The sequence below is a fragment of the Pseudomonas sp. GD03944 genome, assembly GCF_029839275.1.
Taxonomy (GTDB): Bacteria; Pseudomonadota; Gammaproteobacteria; order Pseudomonadales; family Pseudomonadaceae; genus Aquipseudomonas.
Map to the genome: position 1 here is coordinate 31,563 of NZ_JAOCAH010000002.1, position 19,828 is coordinate 51,390.

General features: G+C 64.3%; 15 protein-coding genes. 10 read left to right on the forward strand and 5 right to left on the reverse strand.

The genetic code is table 11. From position 1 onward, the window contains the following. The first annotated feature begins 91 nt into the window (after positions 1–91). Both N5C28_RS03900 and N5C28_RS03905 read left to right on the forward strand, forming a co-directional pair. Positions 92–1,453: a CSLREA domain-containing protein gene (locus N5C28_RS03900; protein WP_279820396.1), complete on the forward strand. Its 1,362-nt coding sequence runs from the start codon at positions 92–94 to the stop codon at positions 1,451–1,453. 147 nt (positions 1,454–1,600) lie between these two features. Next, positions 1,601–2,563 carry a LysR family transcriptional regulator gene (locus tag N5C28_RS03905; protein WP_279821060.1) on the forward strand — a complete coding sequence of 321 codons (963 nt, stop codon included), beginning with the start codon at positions 1,601–1,603 and terminating at the stop codon, positions 2,561–2,563. 20 nt (positions 2,564–2,583) lie between these two features. Here N5C28_RS03905 and N5C28_RS03910 read toward each other — a convergent pair whose 3' ends face one another. Continuing rightward, positions 2,584–3,045 carry a Rid family hydrolase gene (locus tag N5C28_RS03910; RefSeq protein WP_279820398.1) on the reverse strand — a complete coding sequence of 154 codons (462 nt, stop codon included), beginning with the start codon at positions 3,043–3,045 and terminating at the stop codon, positions 2,584–2,586. Between the two features lie 277 nt (positions 3,046–3,322). Between N5C28_RS03910 and N5C28_RS03915 the strand changes: the two genes are divergently transcribed. The 6 genes from N5C28_RS03915 to N5C28_RS03940 all read left to right on the forward strand — a co-directional run bounded on the left by N5C28_RS03915 (position 3,323) and on the right by N5C28_RS03940 (position 11,425). Further along, positions 3,323–4,009 (forward strand): hydrolase, encoded by a 687-nt coding sequence (locus tag N5C28_RS03915; protein WP_279820400.1) that lies wholly within the window; start codon positions 3,323–3,325, stop codon positions 4,007–4,009. Between the two features lie 64 nt (positions 4,010–4,073). Further along, on the forward strand, positions 4,074–4,649 hold the full coding sequence (locus N5C28_RS03920) for an antibiotic biosynthesis monooxygenase (protein WP_279820402.1): 576 nt from the start codon (positions 4,074–4,076) through the stop codon (positions 4,647–4,649). 137 nt (positions 4,650–4,786) lie between these two features. Then, positions 4,787–6,628 carry an amidohydrolase gene (locus tag N5C28_RS03925; protein WP_279821061.1) on the forward strand — a complete coding sequence of 614 codons (1,842 nt, stop codon included), beginning with the start codon at positions 4,787–4,789 and terminating at the stop codon, positions 6,626–6,628. 50 nt (positions 6,629–6,678) lie between these two features. Continuing rightward, positions 6,679–7,905: an OprD family porin gene (locus N5C28_RS03930; RefSeq protein ID WP_279821062.1), complete on the forward strand. Its 1,227-nt coding sequence runs from the start codon at positions 6,679–6,681 to the stop codon at positions 7,903–7,905. A 1-nt stretch (position 7,906) separates the two neighbouring features. Next, entirely contained in the window at positions 7,907–9,508 is a 1,602-nt protein-coding gene (locus N5C28_RS03935; RefSeq protein WP_279820404.1) for an MFS transporter, read from the forward strand. A 207-nt stretch (positions 9,509–9,715) separates the two neighbouring features. Beyond that, on the forward strand, positions 9,716–11,425 hold the full coding sequence (locus N5C28_RS03940; RefSeq protein WP_279820406.1) for an amidase: 1,710 nt from the start codon (positions 9,716–9,718) through the stop codon (positions 11,423–11,425). Between the two features lie 150 nt (positions 11,426–11,575). On the opposite strand, the gene N5C28_RS03945 is transcribed toward N5C28_RS03940, so the two are convergent. After that, a complete protein-coding gene (locus tag N5C28_RS03945) occupies positions 11,576–12,022 on the reverse strand; it encodes a GNAT family N-acetyltransferase (RefSeq protein WP_279820408.1) in 447 nt (148 codons plus the stop codon). 205 nt (positions 12,023–12,227) lie between these two features. Between N5C28_RS03945 and N5C28_RS03950 the strand changes: the two genes are divergently transcribed. Further along, entirely contained in the window at positions 12,228–14,975 is a 2,748-nt protein-coding gene (locus tag N5C28_RS03950; protein WP_279820411.1) for an autotransporter outer membrane beta-barrel domain-containing protein, read from the forward strand. A gap of 224 nt (positions 14,976–15,199) precedes the next feature. Here the strand turns inward: N5C28_RS03950 and N5C28_RS03955 are convergent, their stop codons facing one another. From N5C28_RS03955 to N5C28_RS03965, 3 genes are all read right to left on the reverse strand, one after another. Next, positions 15,200–16,156 carry an LLM class oxidoreductase gene (locus N5C28_RS03955; protein WP_279820413.1) on the reverse strand — a complete coding sequence of 319 codons (957 nt, stop codon included), beginning with the start codon at positions 16,154–16,156 and terminating at the stop codon, positions 15,200–15,202. A 105-nt stretch (positions 16,157–16,261) separates the two neighbouring features. Further along, entirely contained in the window at positions 16,262–17,248 is a 987-nt protein-coding gene (locus N5C28_RS03960) for an MBL fold metallo-hydrolase (protein ID WP_279820416.1), read from the reverse strand. A 63-nt stretch (positions 17,249–17,311) separates the two neighbouring features. Beyond that, positions 17,312–18,322: an NAD(P)-dependent alcohol dehydrogenase gene (locus tag N5C28_RS03965; RefSeq protein WP_279820419.1), complete on the reverse strand. Its 1,011-nt coding sequence runs from the start codon at positions 18,320–18,322 to the stop codon at positions 17,312–17,314. A 165-nt stretch (positions 18,323–18,487) separates the two neighbouring features. Here N5C28_RS03965 and N5C28_RS03970 point away from each other — a divergent pair, with 165 nt between their 5' ends. Beyond that, positions 18,488–19,402, forward strand: a complete 915-nt coding sequence (locus tag N5C28_RS03970) for a LysR family transcriptional regulator (protein ID WP_279820423.1) — start codon at positions 18,488–18,490, stop codon at positions 19,400–19,402. Positions 19,403–19,828 lie beyond the last annotated feature (426 nt).

The following is a 19,828-nucleotide window of genomic DNA, read 5'->3' on the forward strand; positions in this document are numbered from 1 at the left end:
GGTCGACCGGGCGCCGCATGTGTGTGGCGCCTACCACAGATGCTGGCCTCAGCCGTGTCGTCGGGTGCTGGATCATGAACGAGGGATCACCATGCCAGGCCATCGCTACCGCCCCCTGCTGCTCGCCAGCACCCTGACCGTTCCGCTGGCTGCCAGCGCCCTGGAACTGAACGTCACCACCTTTGCCGACGAAGACGACGGCGAATGCACACAGACCCATTGCTCGCTGCGCGAAGCCATCTCGGCGGCCAACGCGGCGCAGGAAGACACCCTGATCCGCCTGCAGAGCGGGCAATACCGGCTGGAATTGGCCGGCCCGCCCCCCGGGCAGAACTGGCCCGAGGATGAAAACGACAACGTCCTTGGCGACCTGGATGTGCATGGCCGGGTCAGTGTGATCGGCCGGGGCATGGAGGCAACCCGTCTGGACGGGCGAAGCCTGGACCGCCTGTTCCACGTGCACCCCGGGGCACAGCTGAAGCTCAGGGACCTGACCCTCACCCGCGGCTTCCAGATCTACGACGGCGGCGCCCTGCTCAACCAGGGCCATACGCACCTGCACCAGGTGGCGTTCGTGGAGAACGAGGGGATCGTCTACATGCCCTACCCGGCCGAGCACGCCGGCAACGGGGGCGCCGTCGCCAACTTCGGCACCCTGGAAGTGCACCGCTCGCAGTTCCGGGACAACACCCTTCAGAGCGAAGAAGCCATGGACGCGGGCAAGGGTGGCGCACTCTATAACGCAGGCACGCTGCTGGTCCGCGACAGCCTGTTCATTGGCAACCTGGCCTTCGACTACCACGAACGGGGCATGGGCGGCGCGCTCTACAACCAGGGCACGGCCGACATCGCCCGCACCACCTTCCAAAACAACTGGGTCCTGCGCAGTGGCGTCGGGGGTGCCATCCACAATGCCGGGCAGATGCGCCTGGCCAACAGCACCCTCACGGGCAACCAGAGCGACGAGCGCGCCGCCTTCGACAACGGGCACCCCTGGGACCAGCAGCTGTCGATGAATGCACGCGCCGAGCTGATTCACGTCACCATCGCCGGCAACAACGGCTGGGGGGTGAACAACCGCGGCACGCTGGTGCTGCGCAACAGCATCGTTTCCGGCAACTACTCCAACGAGTTCATGGCATTGCGCAACTGCCAGAACCTGCCGAGCGCCGTGGACTTCCAGGCCCGTGGCCTGCTGCTGGGCACCGATGGCGGCAACTGCATCGCCGACACCTACATCGACGACGCCACCACCTTCACCCACCACCTGTTCCCCGTGCAGGACAACAACGGCCACCCGGTGCACCCGCTGCGCCGCACCAGCGCCGCCATCGACGCGGGTGTGGGCAACTGCGCCAGCCACGACCAGCGCGGACTCGACCGCCCCCGGGACGGCAACGGCGATGGCCTCGCCAACTGCGACCTGGGGGCCTTCGAACGGGCCTATCCCTGAGGTCGCTCGCTATCGCTCGTGCAGCTGGCTGCGAGCGGCAATGAACCGGCAAGGTGGCTGGCGGCATCAGCCACCGCGGGTGCATTGCCTTGGTTCTCCCCTGGCCTTTTTCGTATGATGGCGGACCCCTTCCTGGAATGCTTCGGCGTGAAATCGTCATCTAAAAGTGCTGTACCGGGTTCAGCCGCGCTGGATTTGCACGACGCTGTAAACCAGCTTTCCTGGGACGATCTGCGCATCATCAAAACGCTCAGCGAGTGCGGCAACCGCGCTGCCACGGCGAAGAAGCTGGGCGTCAACGTCTCCACCGTGTCGCGCCGCGTGGCGGCGGTGGAGAAAACGCTCGGGGTCCGGTTGTTCGACCACCGTCGCTCCGGCTACATGCTCACCGCCGAAGGCGCGGAATTGCGCGCGCTCGGTGAGCGCGTTGAGCTCGATATCGTCAGCGTCACGCGGCGCGTATCGCGGGCCGGCAAGGGCACGCTGGGCAAACTGCGCATCACCACCAGCGACTCGCTGCTGCTGCACTTTCTCACCCCCATCATCGCGGACTTCAAGACCGTCAACGACGGAATCGCCATCGAGGTGCTGGTGGGCAACGAAACCCTGAGCCTTGCCCGCGACGAATCGGACGTGGCGGTGCGGGCCACCAAAAAACCTTCGGAAAGCCTGGTGGGACGCAAGCTCGCGACCATCGCCTGGGCACCCTACGGCCGTGTGGGAAGTACCTTTTCCGACGATCCCTTTTCTGACGATCAGGTGTGGGTGTCCTACTCGGCAGGCTTGGCCAAGCTCAGTGCCACCTGCTACGTCGAAAGCCGGGTCGAGGCCAACGCCATTGCCTACCGTACCGATTCGGTCGCGGCGGCGAGTGTGGCCATTGCGGCGGGGTTGGGTCTGGGGTTTCTGCCCTGCATGCTGGGTGACATCACCCCGGGGCTTGTGCGGGTCGGCCCGCCCGTGGCCGAGCTCAACGATGAGCTCTGGCTGCTCACCCACCAGGACATCCGCAAGTCGTGGCGGGTCCAGGCGTTCATGACGTTTTGCGCCGCGGCCGTGGCCGACCAGAAACGCCTGATCGAGGGGCAGCTGGCGCTCCCGGTTGCGTAGACCGCAACCGGGAGTCGGGCTTACTCGGCGCGGGCGCCAATGACCGCCTTGCAGGCGATTTCGATCAGTTGCGAACGCTGGGCCAGCCGGGACACACCGATGATGTTGCTGGCGCACTGGGGCCGCTCGAGGCCATAGGCGGCCTTGCGCACCTTGCCGACGACGGCGAACGCCGCGTCCATGTCCAATACGAACAGGGTTTCTTCGACCACGTCGTCGAGTGTCGCGCCGAACAGCGCCAGCACCTCGGCGATGTTCTCGTAGGTGACGCGCATCTGCTCACCCATGGCGGAGAAGTCGCTGGGCTTGCCGTCGTTGTCCAGGGGCGCCGGGGCGACCAGGTTGCCGTCTGCGTCATGGTTGAACTGGCCGGATACATAGATCTCGTTGCCTACCTTTCTGGCTTGCGGATAGCCATAGGCTTCCTCCCACGGGACGCCCCAGTAAGCGGTGTTCTCGTTGAACGGACGTGAAGCTGCCATGTGTATTTTCCTTGTGAGAAACGGACCGCGCCAAGACGGCCGATCCGGGTTGTCGGGAGCCAAATCCTAGCAGCGCAAACGCACGTCGAATGGCGCAATTTTGCGCCACCAAAGACGCAAAATTGCACAAACACAACGCCCGATCATCCGCTAATGTGTGTCTCAGCTCTGGACGACAGCCGCTCTAGAACGCGCCTTTCCAACACAAGGCGACGAGCGTGGCAGCGACCACCAGGGCCCACCATAACTAGACTCACACCCCCACAGGTAAACGCACATGAACACTCCAAAAACAGAAGTCCTCACCCCCCAGAACAGCCAGCTGATTTTCATTGACCAGCAGCCGCAAATGGCCTTCGGCGTCCAGAGCATCGACCGCCAGACCCTGAAGAACAACACCGTCGGCCTGGCCAAGGCGGCGAAGATTTTCAACGTGCCGACCACCATCACCACCGTCGAGACCGAGAGCTTCTCCGGCCACACCTACCCTGAGCTGCTGGCCGTGTTCCCCGAGGCGCCGATCCTAGAGCGCACCTCGATGAACTCCTGGGACGACCAGAAAGTGCGTGATGCGCTGAAGAAGAATGGCCGCAACAAGATCATCGTCTCCGGCCTATGGACCGAGGTGTGCAACACCACCTTCGCCCTGTCCGCCATGCACGATGCCGGCTACGAGATCTACATGGTGGCCGACGCCTCTGGCGGCACCACCCAGGCCGCCCACGACTACGCCATGCAGCGCATGATCCAGGCCGGCGTGGTACCGGTGACCTGGCAGCAAGTCCTGCTGGAATGGCAGCGCGACTGGAAGAACCGCGACACCTACGACGCCGTCATGGCCCTGGTGAAAGAACATTCCGGCGCCTACGGCATGGGCGTCGACTACGCCTACACCATGGTGCACAAGGCCCCCGAGCGCGTGCAGCACGGCCCGACCCTGGCGCCGATCGCCGCCCCCGTCTGACCCCGCGCCGCCCTCCGGGAAACCGGAGGGCCACCCTGCCTTGCCACGCACGCGAGCCATTCCAATGACTCAGACCCACGCCGATACCGCCACGCTGGTGGTACGCCACCAGGTGCATCAGCACCATGAACAACGCTACGAAACCTGGCTGCGGCAGACCATCGACACCGCCAGCCAATACCCCGGCCACCTGGGCGTCGACGTGGTGCGCGAGCACCAGGCCGGCCTGGTGAACTTCACCTGCGTGCTGCGCTTCGACCAGGTGCAGCACCTGCAGGGCTGGCTCGATTCCGACGCACGCAAACAGCTCGTCACCGAGGCCAAGCCCCTGCTGCACGCGGGCGACAACACCGAAGTGCTGCTGGGCAACGACTTCTGGTTCACCCCCGACAACGGCCAGCAGCCGCCGCTCTGGAAGCAGGCCTGCGTCACCTTCCTGGTGATCCTGCCGCTGAGCCTGCTGGTGCCGCTGCTCTGGCAACCGCTGTTCCGCGCCGTGCCGGCACTGGGTGGCTACGTGGCCAGCAACGTGCTGATCACCCTGAGCATCGTGCTGCTGGTGGTGTACCTGTTCATGCCCCTGGCCATGCGCGTCTTCGACACCTGGCTGACGCCCGCCCAGAAAGAGACACACCCATGAGCCAGGACTCGCACGATGAAAACCGTCGCCGCGCGCTCATCGCCGGTGGCGTCCTGGGCGCCGCCGGCGCCGTCTGGTCCGCCCTGCCCTTTGCCGCCTTCGCCGGCACCTCTTCCGCCAATGCCCAAGGAGGCTCCATGAGCGCCGATCTGATTCTGTTCAACGGCCGTCTGCACACGGTCGACCCGGAAAAACCCCACGCCACTGCCGTCGCCATCAAGGACGGCAAATTCGTCGCCGTGGGCAGCGATGCCGAGGCCATGGCCCTGCGCACTGCCGCCACCCGCGTGGTCGATCTGCAGAAGCGCACGGTGATCCCGGGCCTCAATGACTCGCACCTGCACCTGATCCGCGGCGGCCTGAACTACAACCTGGAGCTGCGCTGGGAAGGTGTGCCGTCCGTGGCCGAAGCCCTGCGCATGCTCAAGATCCAGGCGGATCGCACGCCGACGCCGCAGTGGGTACGCGTGGTTGGCGGCTGGACCGAATTCCAGTTCGCCGAAAAGCGCCTGCCGACCCTGGAAGAGATCAACAAGGCGGCGCCGGATACGCCGGTCTTCATCCTGCACCTGTACGACCGCGCCCTGCTCAACCGCGCCGCCCTGCGCGCCGTGGGCTACGACAAGAACACCCCCAACCCGCCGGGCGGGGAAATCCAGCGCGATGCCAATGGCAACCCCACCGGCATGCTGATCGCCCGTCCCAACGCGATGATCCTCTACGCCACCCTGGCCAAGGGGCCGAAGCTGCCGCTGGAATACCAGGTCAACTCCACCCGCCAGTTCATGCGCGAACTCAACCGCCTGGGCGTGACCAGCGCCATCGACGCCGGTGGCGGCTACCAGAACTACCCCGACGACTACCAGGTGATCCAGGAACTGGCCGACAAGGACCAGCTCACCGTGCGCATCGCCTACAACCTGTTCACCCAGAAGCCCAAGGAAGAACTGACCGATTTCAAGAGCTGGACCAGCAGCGTCAAGCTGCACCAGGGCGACGACTACCTGCGCCACAACGGCGCCGGCGAAATGCTGGTGTTCTCCGCCGCCGACTTCGAGGACTTCCTCGAACCGCGCCCGGACCTGGCGCCGAGCATGGAAGCCGACCTGGAGCCGGTGGTGCGCCACCTGGTCGAGCAACGCTGGCCGTTCCGCCTGCACGCCACCTATGACGAATCCATTTCGCGCATGCTCGACGTGTTCGAGAAGGTCGACCGCGACATCCCGTTCAACGGCCTGCCATGGCTGTTCGACCACGCCGAGACCATCAGCCCGCGCAACATCGAGCGCGTGCGTGCCCTTGGTGGCGGCATCGCGATCCAGCACCGCATGGCGTTCCAGGGCGAATACTTCATCGACCGTTACGGCGCCAAGGCCGCTGAAGCCACGCCGCCGATCCAGCGCATGCTGGCCGAAGGCGTCCCGGTCGGCGCCGGCACCGACGCCACCCGCGTGGCCAGCTACAACCCCTGGACCGCGCTGTACTGGCTGGTCAGCGGCAAGACCGTCGGCGGCACCACGCTCTACCCACAAGGCCTGCCACGTTCCACCGCGCTGCAGCTGTTCACCCACGGCAGCGCCTGGTTCTCCAGCGAGCAGGGCAAGAAGGGCCAGATCAAGGTAGGCCAGCTCGCGGACCTGGTGGCCCTGTCGGCGGACTTCTTCAGCGTCGAGGAAGAGCAGATCAAGTGGCTGGAATCGGTGCTGACCGTGGTCGGCGGCAAGGTGGTGCACGCCGCCCGCGAGTTCGACAAGCTGGCCCCGCCCACCGTGCCGGTGATGCCGGACTGGTCGCCGGTGGCCATCGTGCCCGGCCACTGGAGCCCCAGCGCTGCGCCGCTGACCGCCAGCATCCACCAGTGCATCGGCTCCTGCGCCGTGCACCAGCACCAGCATGACCGCGCGCGCCGCAGCAGCGTGCCGGTCAGCGATCACCAGGGCTTCTGGGGGGCGTTCGGGTGCTCGTGCTTCGCGTTCTGAGTCTGGCCCGCTGCCGGCCAGCTCCGCTGGGCTGGCTGCTGGGCACGCTGATGGTCGGCAGCTGCGGCCAGGCGATCGCCGCCGATGCCGCGGACGCCGGCAGCTGGAACCTGCTGCTGCGTAATTACTTCCTGCACAACGACCTGCGCGACGACGCAGGTCCGCAGAGCTATCAGCAGGAGTGGGCGCAAGGCTTCATCGGCAACCTGCAGTCGGGCTTCACCGACGGCCCGATTGGGCTGGGCGTGGATGTGCACGGTTTCGTCGGCATCAAGCTCGACGGCGGCCGTGGCCATGCCGGCACCGGCCTGCTGCCCGTGGATTCCGATGGCCGCAGCCACGGCTACGCCTCTGCCGGCGGCGCGCTCAAGCTGCGCGCCGGCAACCACCTGCTGCGCATCGGCGAGATGACGGTCGAGACCCCGGTGTTCGACACTGGCGACAAGCGCCTGCAACCGGAATACGCCACCGGCCTGATGCTCGACAGCACCCTGTCACCCGACCTGCAGCTGCAGGCCGGGCGCTTCACGCGCTTCAGGAACCAGGACGGCAGCTCCGGCCACGACGACTTCAGCGGCGTCGGCGCGTCTACCCGTGGCGCGGCCATCAGCCTGGCCGGCATGCGTCTGTTCGCGACCCGCGACGTCAGCGCCGCCGTCTACGCCTCGCAACTCGACGACACCTGGCGCCAGGGCTACCTCAACCTCAAGGCCCGCCACGCCGGCTGGACCCTGGACGGCAACCTCTACCGCACCCGCGATGAGGGCGCAGCCCGTGCCGGCGAGATCGACACCCTGGCCTACAGCCTGCTGGGCAGTTACCAGCGTGGCGCGCAGACCTTCACCCTCGCCTACCAGCGCGTCGACGGCGACACGCCCTTCGACTTCGTCGGCGGCGACTCGATCTACCTGGCCAACTCGGTCAAGTACGCCGATTTCAACGGCGCCGGGGAGCGCTCCTGGCAGGTGCGCTACGACCTGGACTTGGCCACCTTCGGCGTCCCCGGGCTGAGCCTGATGGCGCGCTACGTGCGCGGCCATGGCATCGACGGCAGCCATGCCCCGGCCGACGGCGCCTACGCCGATACCCGCCAGCACAGCGGCGGGCGCCACTGGGAGCGTGACATCGACCTGCGCTACACCGTGCAACAAGGCCCGGCCAAGGACCTGCGACTGAGCCTGTCCCACGTCAGCCACCGGGGCAACGACGCCCAGGCGCAGCGCGACATCGACCGCCTCTACCTCATCATCGAATACCCACTACAAGGCCTGCTCTGACATGACCACCGCCAAGCAATCGCCCTGGGGCGCCCTCAACCACAGCACTTTCCGCTGGCTGTGGCTGGCCAGCATCGCCTCCAACATCGGCACCTGGATGCACGAGGTCGGCGCCGGCTGGCTGATGACCAGCCTGTCGAGCAACCCCATGCACGTGGCGCTGGTTCAGGTGGCCGGCTCCGCGCCGATGTTCCTGCTGGCGCTGCCGGCCGGGGCCATGGCCGACATCATCGACAAACGGCGCTACCTGCTGATCGTGCAAGTCTGGATGGCCACCGTGGCGACCGCGCTGGCCGCCCTGACCCTGCTCGGCCTGACCACCATCTGGCTGCTGCTCGGCCTGACCCTGGCCATGGGCGTGGGCACGGCGCTGATGATGCCGGCCTGGTCGGCCCTGACCCCGGAGCTGGTGAGCAAGCGTGACCTGCCCTCGGCCATCGCCCTGTCGAGCCTGGGCATCAACGTCGCCCGCGCCCTCGGCCCGGCCATCGCCGGCGTGCTGGTCAGCCTCAGCGGGCCGTGGGCGACCTTCGCCCTCAACGCCTTGTCGTTCTTCGCGGTAATGGCCGTGCTGCTGACCTGGAAGCGCGAGCGCCAGGTCGCCGCCTTCCCGGCCGAGCGCCTGCTGGGTGCGATCCGCGCCGGCTGGCGCTACAGCCGTGCCTCGCGCCCCTTGCAGGCGGTGCTGGTGCGGGCGGCGGCGTTCTTCGTCGGCGCCAGCGCCGGCATGTCGCTGCTGCCGCTGATCGTGCGCGGCGAGCTGCAAGGCAGCGCCAGCGACTTCGGCATGCTGCTGGGCAGCGTCGGCATCGGCGCCGTGCTCGGCGCCATGCTGCTGCCGAAACTGCGCGAGCGCATCAGCGCCAACACCCTGGTGGTCATCGCCAGCGTGCTCTACGCCCTGGTGCTGCTGGCCCTGGCCTGGGTGCGCGACTTCATCGCCCTGCTGCCGGTGATGCTGCTCAGCGGCGCGGCCTGGATCGCGGTGCTGTCGAGCCTGCAGGTCAGTGCGCAGACCTCGGTGCCGGACTGGGTGCGCGCCCGTGCCCTGTCGGTGTACATCCTGGTGTTCTTCGGCAGCATGGCCGCCGGCGGCGCGCTCTGGGGCTATGTGGCCAGCCATGCGTCGATCCCGGTTGCCCTGCTCGCCGCGGCCGGCTGCCTGGTGGCCGGCCTGGTGCTGACGCCCCGTTTCGCCCTGCCCGTGACCGACAGCGAAGACCTCGCCCCCTCGCTGCACTGGCCGGCGCCGATCCTGGCCGATGAAGCCGACCGTGAGCGCGGCCCGGTGATGATCACCCTGCACTACGACATCGCCCCGGAAAACGTGGCCAGCTTCCGCACGGCCATGGCCGAGGTGGCGCGCATGCGCAAACGCAACGGCGCGTTCTCCTGGGGGCTGGTGCAGAACAGCGAGAACCCGCGGCACTGGCAGGAGTTCTTCTTCGATGAGTCCTGGCTGGAACACCTGCGCCACCACGGCCGGGTCACCCAGGCCGAACAACGCATCGAGGCCGCCGCACGGCAGTACCAGACCGCTGGCGTGGCCCTGCGCATCGAGCATTACCTGACGCCCGCCAAGGACGTTCGGCAGGTGCCGTAACCAGTGCCTGGCAGGCACCGACACCTCGGCGCCTGCCAGCCGTATGGCGTCAGCCTGCCCATCAGCGTGGGCCTGCCGGCCCACGAAGCACCACCTACCCCCTACCGTTGCCGGCTGCTTGGTGCAAAATAGGGCACCTGGCGAGCAGCGCTCGCGCCCCAATCCCGAGGGCACCCTACGGCCCACCCTGCAGCGAGTGATGACGACATGATCGAGGTAACCGAGGTTTCCATTGCCGAACTGCGCGCCGCGCTGGAGGCCGGCCGCACCACGGCGGTCGAGTTGGTCCAGGCCTACCTGGCACGTATCGACGCCTACGACGGTCGCGACACCGCCACCGCGCTGAACGCCGTGGTGGTGCGCAACCCCGAGGCCCTGGAAGAAGCCCGCGCCTCGGACGCCCGACGCGCCCGGGGCGAGACGCTCGGCCCGCTGGACGGCATTCCCTACACCGCCAAGGACAGCTACCTGGTCAAGGGCCTGACCGCCGCCTCCGGCAGCCCGGCCTTCAAGGACCTGGTCGCCCAGCGCGACGCCTTCACCATCGAGCGCCTGCGCGCCGCCGGTGCCATCTGCCTGGGCAAGACCAACATGCCGCCGATGGCCAACGGCGGCATGCAGCGCGGCGTCTACGGCCGGGCGGAAAGCCCCTACAACGCCGCCTACCTGACCGCGCCCTTCGCCTCCGGCTCGTCCAATGGCGCCGGCACCGCCACGGCAGCCAGCTTCGCCGCCTTCGGCCTGGCCGAGGAAACCTGGTCGAGCGGCCGCGGGCCGGCCTCCAACAACGGCCTGTGCGCCTACACGCCCTCGCGCGGGGTGATCTCGGTACGCGGCAACTGGCCGCTGACCCCGACCATGGACGTGGTGGTGCCCTACGCGCGCACCATGGCCGACCTGCTGGAAGTGCTCGACGTGGTGGTGGCCGATGACCCGGACACCCGCGGCGACCTGTGGCGCCTGCAGCCCTGGGTGCCGATCCCCAAGGCCTCCGACGTACGCCCGGCCAGCTACCAGGCCCTGGCGGCCGGCGCCGGCGCCCTGGCGGGCAAACGCCTGGGCGTGCCGCGCATGTTCATCAACAAGGACGAACAGGCCGGCACCAGCGAGGCACCCGGCATCGGCGGGCCGACCGGCCAGCGCATCCACACCCGCGCCACGGTGATTGCCCTGTGGGAAGCCGCCCGCCAGGCGCTGGAAGCGGCCGGCGCCGACGTGGTCGAAGTGGATTTCCCGCTGGTGTCCAACTGCGAGGGCGACCGCCCCGGCGCGCCGACCGTGTACAACCGCGGCATCGTCAGCCCCGAATTCCTGCATGACGAGCTGTGGGAGCTGAGCGGCTGGGCCTTCGACGATTTCCTGCGTGCCAACGGCGATCCGCAGCTCAACAAGCTCGCCGACGTCGACGGCCCGCAGATCTTCCCCCATGACCCGGGCACCCTGCCCAACCGCGAAGGCGATCTGGCGGCCGGCATGGACGAGTACGTCAACATGGCCAAGCGCGGCATCAAGCCCTGGGACCAGATCGCCACCGTGCCCGACGGCCTGCGCGGCCTGGAGCACACCCGCAAGATCGACCTCGAAGACTGGATGGAACAGCTGGGCCTGGACGCCGTGCTGTTCCCCACCGTGGCCGATGTCGGCCCGGCGGATGCCGACGTGAACCCTGCCTCCGCCGACATCGCCTGGAGCAACGGCGTGTGGGTGGCCAACGGCAACCTCGCCATCCGCCACCTGGGCGTGCCCACCGTCACCGTGCCGATGGGCGTGATGGCGGACATCGGCATGCCCGTGGGCCTGACCTTCGCCGGCCGCGCCTACGACGACTCGGCCCTGCTGCGCCTGGCAGCGGCCTACGAGTCGACCGGCAGCAAGCGCCAGGTTCCGCCGCGCACGCCGCCGCTGTCGCGCGGCTGAGCCAGGAGGGATCGGCATCCGCGGGTGCCGATCCCCTTCACCAGCAACGTGACCCGCGCAGCCTCGACCGCCCCCGGAACGGCAACGGTGATCGCCTCGCCGACTGCCCCAGGGGCCTTCGAGTGCGCCGATCCCTGACCGACCGCGGGCTCAGCCCAGGGACTTCTCGAAGAACACCCGCCGGAAGCCATCCTCCTCACGACGCCCCACTTCCCGGTACCCCAGCCGTGGGTAGATCGCCAGGTTGTCGGTCATCTTTTCATTGGTGTACAGGCGCACGGCGCACAGGCCCTGCCGCCGCGCCGCGTCCTCGCAGTGCCGGATCAGCGCCTTGCCGATCCCCTGCCCGGCGGCCTCTGGCTGCACGGCAACGCTTTCCAGCAGCATGTGATCCGCCGACGGGTAAAACACGATAAACCCCACCACCTCACCACCCGCCGCCACATACACCTGCACCTGCCCCGCCTCGATCAGCGCCGCAAAATCCGCCCCCATCGGCGCCGGCGGCCGGCCAATGGCCGCGACATACCGACCATAGGCTCGCTGCGCACAGGTGCGTATGGCCGTCAGGTCGGTGGTGTTCGCTTGTCTGATCATGGGGGCTCCAGATGGTCTTCATGGATTTTTCCTCCCGTACGGAAGGACAAGGATGGCCTCGATAAAATCAGGGCGATTCCGTGGTCGCCATCCATCAGGCGATGTTCTATAAACCTATAACTGATACAGCCGCCTTACACATTGAGCCTGGAACAACGCGCGGTAAAGCGGATGGACGACCTGTAATGACATAAGGAATTGCGCCATGAAGTACAGCGCTGCAGCATTCCCGCTTCGCCATTCCCTGATTCTCTCCGCCGCGATTGCCACCTGCATATGGGGCGCTGACAGTGCCCGACTGGCGAGTGCGCAAGTGACCTTCACGGGTGACGTGAATCCCCTGCCGCCCCCTGGCAGTGACTGGGTCGTCGGCGGCGATCTTATTGTGGGTGATGGTGCTGCCGGAACCTTGCTTATCGATGCCGGTGGAACCGTCAGCGGCACCGCAGATGCCTATGTCGGCAACTTCGACAGCGGCACGGTGACCGTCCAGGGACAGGGTGGAGCAGGCAATGCATCCACCTGGACGATAGACGGTGAAACCTATATCGGCGCCGAGACGGGCAGCACTGGCCGGCTGGATATCCTCGATGGCGGCGTGGTGAGTAGCGAGGGCGGCGTTTCTGTCGGTCGCGACGTTGGCAGTATCGGCAACGTCACCGTGTCGGGGGCCGACTCCTTGTGGGACGCCAGGTCGACCACGAACCCCAGCCCCAGCTTTCAGATCGGTGTCGGTGGCGTTGGCACGCTGGATATCAACGATGGTGGCGTGGTGCGCAGCCAGCAGGGGTTGATAGGCGTCATTGCCGGGGGCAATGGCCGTGTCACCGTCAACGGTCTTGGGTCGAGCTGGGCTCCGATCGACAACATCTATGTCGGTTTCGAGGGCACGGGTCTGCTGCAGGTGGAGGACGGTGCCGCGGTCAGTACCGAGCAGGCCGGCGGTGGCGCTGCGACCATCTACATCGGCTATTACGCAGGCAGTGACGGCACGGTGAGCGTATCGAGCAGCACGGGCGATGTCTCGACGCTGAGCGCGACCGACGACCTGCGGGTGGGCGTCGAGGGCAGCGGCTCGATTTCGATCGACAGCGGTGGCCTGGTGCAGATCGCCGACAACGTGCATATCGCCGATACCGCCACCAGCAGCGGCACGCTGCAGCTCAACGGCAGCGCCGCCGGGCGCGGCGTTCTCGAAACCGGGGCGGTGATTGCCGGGCTGGGCGCGGCAGACCTCGATCTCGATGGCGGCATTTTGCGCGCCAACCGCGACGAGAGCGACTTCCTGAGCAACTTCACGACGGGATTGGCCGTCGGCGCGGAAGGCGCCTGGTTCGATAGCAACGGCTATGACATCGGCATCGACACGGCCTTTTCCGGCTCCTCGACCTTCAACAAGCTGGGGGCGGGAACGCTGACGCTCACCGGCAACAGCGCCGCCTTTACCGGTGACGCCCTGGCACAGGCCGGAACCCTGCAGGTCGATGGCACCCTGGGCGGCACCATGGACGTGCTGGCAGGGGCACGTCTTACCGGTATCGGCCAGGTCGGCGTCACCACCAACCGCGGGGTGATCGCGCCGGGGCAACCCGGCAGCCTGGGCACGCTGACGATTGCCGGGGATTACACGCCAGCCGGTGGCAGCATCGAAATCCGAACCCAGCTGGGCGACGACAGCTCGCCGACCGACCGCCTGGTGATCACCGGCTCCACCTCCGGCAGTACGCCCATCACCGTCATCAACGTCGGCGGTGTCGGTGCGCAAACCACCGAAGGGATCAAGATCATCGAGGTCGGTGGTGCGTCCAACGGCGTATTCACCCTGGCGAGCAGCACGACCTACGAAGGTGACCCGGCGGTGGTGGCCGGGGCCTACGCCTATCGGCTGTATCAGGGCGGCGTCTCGACGCCCCTGGACGGCGACTGGTACCTGCGCTCGGTCATCCAGAACACCTCTGCGCCGCCCGGCACTCCGCTCTACCAGCCGGGGGTGCCCAGCTACGAGGCTTATCCGCAAATCCTGCTCGGGCTCAATGGCGTGCCGACGCTGTATCAACGCGTGGGCAATCGCCTCTGGGAGGAAGGCCATGCGGCGTCGTCAGCCGAAGATCCCAGTGGCCGTTTCACCACCCCAGGTGGCGTCTGGATACGGGTCGAGGGTGGGCACAACCGTGTCGATCCGCAGCATTCGACCTCCGGCAGCGAGTACCGCTATGACATGAGCAAGACGCAGATCGGTGTCGATGCGCTGTGGCTGCAGAACGACGGCGGCCGCCTCGTTGGCGGCCTTTCCCTGCATTACGTCAACGGCAGTGCTGATACCTCGTGGCGATATGGCGCGGGTGACTATGGCTCTGGCGACATTTCCACCGATGGCTATGGCCTCGGCGCCACGCTGACCTGGTATGGCAACGACGGCTTCTATGTCGACGGTACTGCGCAGGCGACCTGGTACGACAGTGACCTGTCGGCGCGCCCGGTGCGTGGCCTGGTCAGCGACAACGATGCCTTCGGCTACGCGTTCTCGCTGGAAAGCGGCAAGCGCATCACCCTGGATCGCGGCTGGGTCATCACCCCGCAGGCCCAGGTGACGTATTCGAAGGTGCGTTTCGACAGCTTCAGCGATGTATTCGGCACCTCGGTTCGCCCTGGTCGTGACGACAGCCTGCAAGGGCGTGTGGGCGTCAGCCTGGAGCGTCAACTCGACGGTACGCGCCTGTATACCATTGCCAATCTGTACAACGAGTTTCTCGACGGTACCTCGGTGCGTGTCGACGATCAGGTGTTTCGCAGCCGCGACGACCGCATGCGTGCCGGCCTCGGCTTCGGGGGTTCGCATGACTGGGACGGCGGCAAGTACTCGCTCTACGGTGAAGGCAACTTCACCCGCAGCCTGGCCAACAGCGACTCCTACGGCTATGGCGCCACGGTCGGTTTTCGCGTCAAGTGGTGAGCACGAACCGCGACCGTCAAGAAAAGGGGGCGGATTTGCTGATCGGCGCACACACCAGCCCCCCAAAAACAAATCTGAACGAGCCCCGGCTTCAAGGGCGCCGACCTAGGCGACACGGGGGCTGTGCCAAAGGGAGCGTTGTGAACTGGCTGTTATCGGCCAATAGCGGCCATTTGCTTCAGCCGTGAAGGGCCCCCGCACCATGCACTCTTCCGACGAGAAGCTCAGGCGAAAAGAGGCAGTACATACTCCCCAAGCTCCTGAAGAGTGTCCTTCACCGGTCGATGTGACACACGCATATTTAACGCAACGTGCGAGACACCCTGATCGTATTGCCGAAGCCATAGATCGATGAGCGCTTTGCGGCCACCGCGTACGCCTCTGCCCCAATTCAGAGGGGCATTCGGATCACTGTCCAGCTCGAAGAATGTACCGTAACCGTAAGGCTTGAAGGTTTCAGGCCCACAAGCTGATCGCCATAACTCAATCACCTTCGGCAGGTGTTCAAGATTACTTTGATGCCAAATCCAGCCATCCAGATTTTCGGCTAGCCAAGAAATTTCCTGCCCACAGCGACCAACCGCAACCATCGGCAACCTAGAAGCAAAAGCCTTGGGAACTAGGTCGAGCGAACCATCTAATGAGCCGAAGTGCATCGACTGATGAACCGGGAAAGACTCGTTGGCCACCACCTTTATCAGCGAGTAGGCATCGCGGAACCGTTCTGCACGTTTTCCGAAATCGACTCCGAATGCAGGGTACTCCGATGGTCGGTCTCCAATGGATACGCCCAGCAGGAAGCGGCCGTTCGATATTTGATCCACTGACAGCGCTTGTTTGGTGATGGCGATAGCATCACGCAGCGGCAGGATCATGCCAGCCGTCCCGATGGCGATACGTTGAGTAACCGCAGCAAGCCAGCTTGCGTAGACCATGGGGTCGAAGATCTGCGCAACATCACCGAAGTTAGGATCACGAAATGGTACATCTCGCAGCCAGAGTGCAGCGAAACCTAGTTCGTCTGCCAGTTTGGCCAACGCGGTATGCCCCTCCATGGACGGGGTATCGCTCAGCGGGTACCCCTCAAGTGGAGTCAGAAGCCCGAACGTCAGTTTTTCCGGGCGAAAGACCTTGCTGAAAACACTGTTATCCAGTTCAGCAGGGGGAAGTCGGTCAGACATAACGTACCTCTCAAGATGAGCTTTCAATCCAGCAATACGGATGGGCCCGTCAATGAAAAGAGGCCACGGTTTCCTCGTGACCTCTCATGACAGTGCAGATGCTAATTAGCGGTCAGAGTTAATCGGGCTGCGGTATTCAACGGGTACCCAGCTGTATCCCTTCTGCTCTTTACGCAGATGGCCTATGCCTGGAAATGGCAGGTGTGCAGCTGCAACCATCCAACGCTCTTTAGTCGCTTCAGCCAGTAGCCGAGTACGCGACGCCATCGCTGCCTTCGGGTCGACATCCACGGATATTGTGACCTCTGGGTTTTCCAGCTGCACCGCGTGCATGTGGATGATGTCGCCCCACAGCAGCAGCTTTTCCGAGCCTGAACTCAGCAGGAAGGACGTGTGCCCAGGAGTATGGCCGTTCGACGGTACAACTTGAATATCCGGAACGATTGACTCGCCATCGTTAAAGGTCTTGAACTTACCGGCGTTGACATAGGGCTCAACGGCCTTACGAGCCATCTTGAAGAATGGGCGCTGATCTGCGGGGAGACGGCTTTCCATTTTCTCATTGAGCCAAAAATCTGCATCACGACGGGCTGCCCAGACGGTTGCATTGGGGAATGCTGGCTTGCCATCAGGTAGCGTCACACCGCATGCATGGTCTGGGTGCATGTGGGTCAACAATACCGTGCTGACATCCTCAGGGTTGAAGCCGGCAGCGCGGATGTTGTCGACCATGCGCCCCATAGTTGGGCCGAAGCAGTCCGAGGAACCGGAGTCGATCAGCACCAGGTCTTTGTCGTCAGAAACCAGAAATGCGTTTACTGCGGTCTGTACGGCTGGGGCCGCCTTTTGATATTCGTTGAGGATGCGCGCCTGGATCTTCTCTTGGCTCATACCAGAGAGTTCTTTCGGATCGAGATTGACATAGCCGTCATAGACAGCCGTGATCACCTTTTCGCCGACCATCTGCCGATAGAAGCCAGGCGCCTGTTGGTAGTGATCCACTGGGGCAGCATAGGCTGTCTGAGATGCAGCAAGAATTACGAATAAACCCAAGACACTTCCGAATTGGGGGATTTTCTTGAATGCGTTCATATAATTGCTCTTATTGTCCTGCTAAGGCTGTTATTAGGCCGATTATTGAAACGGCAATTGGCTTCAAGAAACCTTGATAACCACTTTGCCAAACGCACCTCGTGCCAGATGTTGATAGGCTTGGTGCGCTTCTTCGAATGAGTAGGTCTGATCGATCACTGGCCGGATTGCGTGCTGGCTCAGGAAGGCATTCATGCGGTCGAAGGATGAACGAGGAGCCACTGCGATTCCGCGAATGGTTGTCTGCCGGAATATCAGCGGCATCAGGCTGAGCGTGGTGGTCTGCCCGGTCAGGAAGCCGATTTGGGCAATACGGCCCGCCGCCTTTGTTGCTGCGATGGACTGGTTCAGACCCTCTCCGCCCGCAACGTCCAACAGGAGGTCTACGCCCTTGCCGTCGGTGAGTTCCAGAACTTCCTCTTCCCAGCGTGGAAAGGTTCGATAGTTAATGCCGGCAACGGCTCCGAGCTTCTTCACCGCGTCCAGATTTTCGTCGCTGCTGGAGGTGACGATCACCTTGGCACCCAGAGCGGTCGCCAGTTGCACGGCGAAGATCGAGACACCGCCAGTGCCCTGTACGAGTACGGTTTGGCCTGGCTGGATTTGGCCGTAATCCACCAACGAGTACCAGGCTGTCAGCGCAGCAATCGGCAGGGTCGAGGCTTCTTCGTCAGACATGTTGTCAGGCGCACAAACTGCGCTTTCTTCGTGGATGATCATGTATTCGGCCAGACCACCTGGAAGCGGCATCCCGAAGCAGTAGGCGGGCTCGTTGGGGCCTGGCTCGCCGTCAATCCAGCGCGAATACAGGTGCGAGTTGACGCGGTCGCCCACCTTGAAGCGGCTCACACCTTCGCCGACTGCAACTACAGTGCCGGCAGCATCGCTGACTGGGATCAGCTCCTTGGGCACCAAGTGCGGTTCGTAGATGCCATCGACGATGGCCTTGTCGCGGAAGTTAAGGGAAACGGCACCGACCTTCACCAGCAACTCGCCCGCTTTAGGCTCGGGGGTGGCCGTGTCGCCAAGTACCAGGTTGTCCAGACCAAAATCTTTCAAAAGCCACGCTTTCATCTGTCTATCTCCAGCTGGGTTAGGGAACCTTCTGGCGATATTGTTCAAGAGTGTCAGGGTTCGATAAATGCGCAGGGCGGCACAGGATTGTTATTTTAAAAGGCAACAATTAACTTGTTTTCCTTCTGGAAACCGAAACAAATTCGATAGGTGAGCGAGGACATTATGGAACTGCTCCAGACAATGCAGGTGTTCGCCCGGTTGGCCGAGTTGGGGAGCTTCACTAAAACAGCAGACGCCATGCAGATAGGACGCCCCCAAGTGACTCGGGCGATCCAAGAGCTAGAGACATCTTTAGATGTACGGCTATTTCAGCGCACCACCCGCAAGGTGCGGCTTACCGCTGAAGGCGAGCGGTTCTATGAGCGAGTCAAAGAGATACTCAGCAATGTCGCCGAGGCCACGTCGATGTTCGGACAATCCGGCACCGCCCTGCGTGGGCGGCTACGGGTCGACATCCCGACTGCATTCGCCCAGCCAGGGCTTATTGCGAGTCTCCGTGATTTCACCGTCCTCTATCCGGAGATCGAACTGGCCCTCGGGGTCACAGACAGAACCGTCGATTTGGTAGCGGAGGGAGTTGACTGTGTATTACGCATTGGTGAGCTGCCTAGTTCGAGCCTGGTTGCCCGGCGCATCGGCCAAGCCACCATGGTCACCTGCGCATCTCCCAGGTATCTCCAGGAACATGGCGAACCCAAGACGCTGAGCGATCTGAGCGCACACCGTGGAGTTACCTTTCTCTCCGGTCAGAACAATCGTTCTCTGCCTTGGCAGTTTCTCGATGGCAGTAGCGACCAAACCTATATCTGTCGCCACGGCATTACGGTTAACGAATCCAACGCCTACGTGGAATGTGGTGTGGCTGGGTTCGGCATTTTGCAGGCACCAGGTATTACCCTCGACCGCTACCTTGCAGACGGGTCACTGGTCGAAGTGCTCAGGGCCTATCGACCTCGGCCTCGTCCCGTTTCAGTGCTGTACCCAAGTCGATCTCACCTGGCACCGCAAGTCCATGTCTTCGTCGAGTGGGTGCGCGAGCGATTCCCGAATCTTTATGGGCGCTGGCTAGAGAAGTAATTGTGTGGCTGATGCCAAGATATTCGAGGGTACGCATCGCAGGGAGCGTTGACGTTGCTTACACCACGCAATTATCGCTGCATGGTGAATTCACATTTGGGCACGGAAGCCCCGACGTCACCGCCTTGATGAGTGACCGCCTCTGGCCGATTGCAGTCGGTGGCAGCGGGCAGCTATTAACCGATACCAGCTATCCATGCCTAGAGCCCCCAACCAACACCAATCCTCCAAAACCCCACACCCAGCCTTGCCCTCTCCATCCCCCTCGGGCTACAGTCCGCCCGTCGCGGTCAATCCTGCGACCGGGTGTAGGAACCTGGATTTTCACGAAGGCGCGGTAGCGCCATAGCCGAGAGCAGGCGCTTTTTTTGTGCCTGTTGCTTTCTCGTGCATCTATGGCGGGCCGTGCGAGGCAGGCTTCGGCCT

Coding starts and splice junctions, on each gene's coding strand:
- N5C28_RS03925 (WP_279821061.1), top strand. CDS start 4,787: ATGAGCGCCGATCTGATTCTGTTCAACGGCCGTCTGCACACGGTCGAC.
- N5C28_RS03930 (WP_279821062.1), top strand. CDS start 6,679: ATGGTCGGCAGCTGCGGCCAGGCGATCGCCGCCGATGCCGCGGACGCC.
- N5C28_RS03970 (WP_279820423.1), top strand. CDS start 18,488: ATGGAACTGCTCCAGACAATGCAGGTGTTCGCCCGGTTGGCCGAGTTG.
- N5C28_RS03955 (WP_279820413.1), bottom strand. CDS start 16,156: ATGTCTGACCGACTTCCCCCTGCTGAACTGGATAACAGTGTTTTCAGC.
- N5C28_RS03920 (WP_279820402.1), top strand. CDS start 4,074: ATGACTCAGACCCACGCCGATACCGCCACGCTGGTGGTACGCCACCAG.
- N5C28_RS03915 (WP_279820400.1), top strand. CDS start 3,323: ATGAACACTCCAAAAACAGAAGTCCTCACCCCCCAGAACAGCCAGCTG.
- N5C28_RS03900 (WP_279820396.1), top strand. CDS start 92: ATGCCAGGCCATCGCTACCGCCCCCTGCTGCTCGCCAGCACCCTGACC.
- N5C28_RS03940 (WP_279820406.1), top strand. CDS start 9,716: ATGATCGAGGTAACCGAGGTTTCCATTGCCGAACTGCGCGCCGCGCTG.
- N5C28_RS03950 (WP_279820411.1), top strand. CDS start 12,228: ATGAAGTACAGCGCTGCAGCATTCCCGCTTCGCCATTCCCTGATTCTC.
- N5C28_RS03945 (WP_279820408.1), bottom strand. CDS start 12,022: ATGATCAGACAAGCGAACACCACCGACCTGACGGCCATACGCACCTGT.
- N5C28_RS03965 (WP_279820419.1), bottom strand. CDS start 18,322: ATGAAAGCGTGGCTTTTGAAAGATTTTGGTCTGGACAACCTGGTACTT.
- N5C28_RS03960 (WP_279820416.1), bottom strand. CDS start 17,248: ATGAACGCATTCAAGAAAATCCCCCAATTCGGAAGTGTCTTGGGTTTA.
- N5C28_RS03935 (WP_279820404.1), top strand. CDS start 7,907: ATGACCACCGCCAAGCAATCGCCCTGGGGCGCCCTCAACCACAGCACT.
- N5C28_RS03910 (WP_279820398.1), bottom strand. CDS start 3,045: ATGGCAGCTTCACGTCCGTTCAACGAGAACACCGCTTACTGGGGCGTC.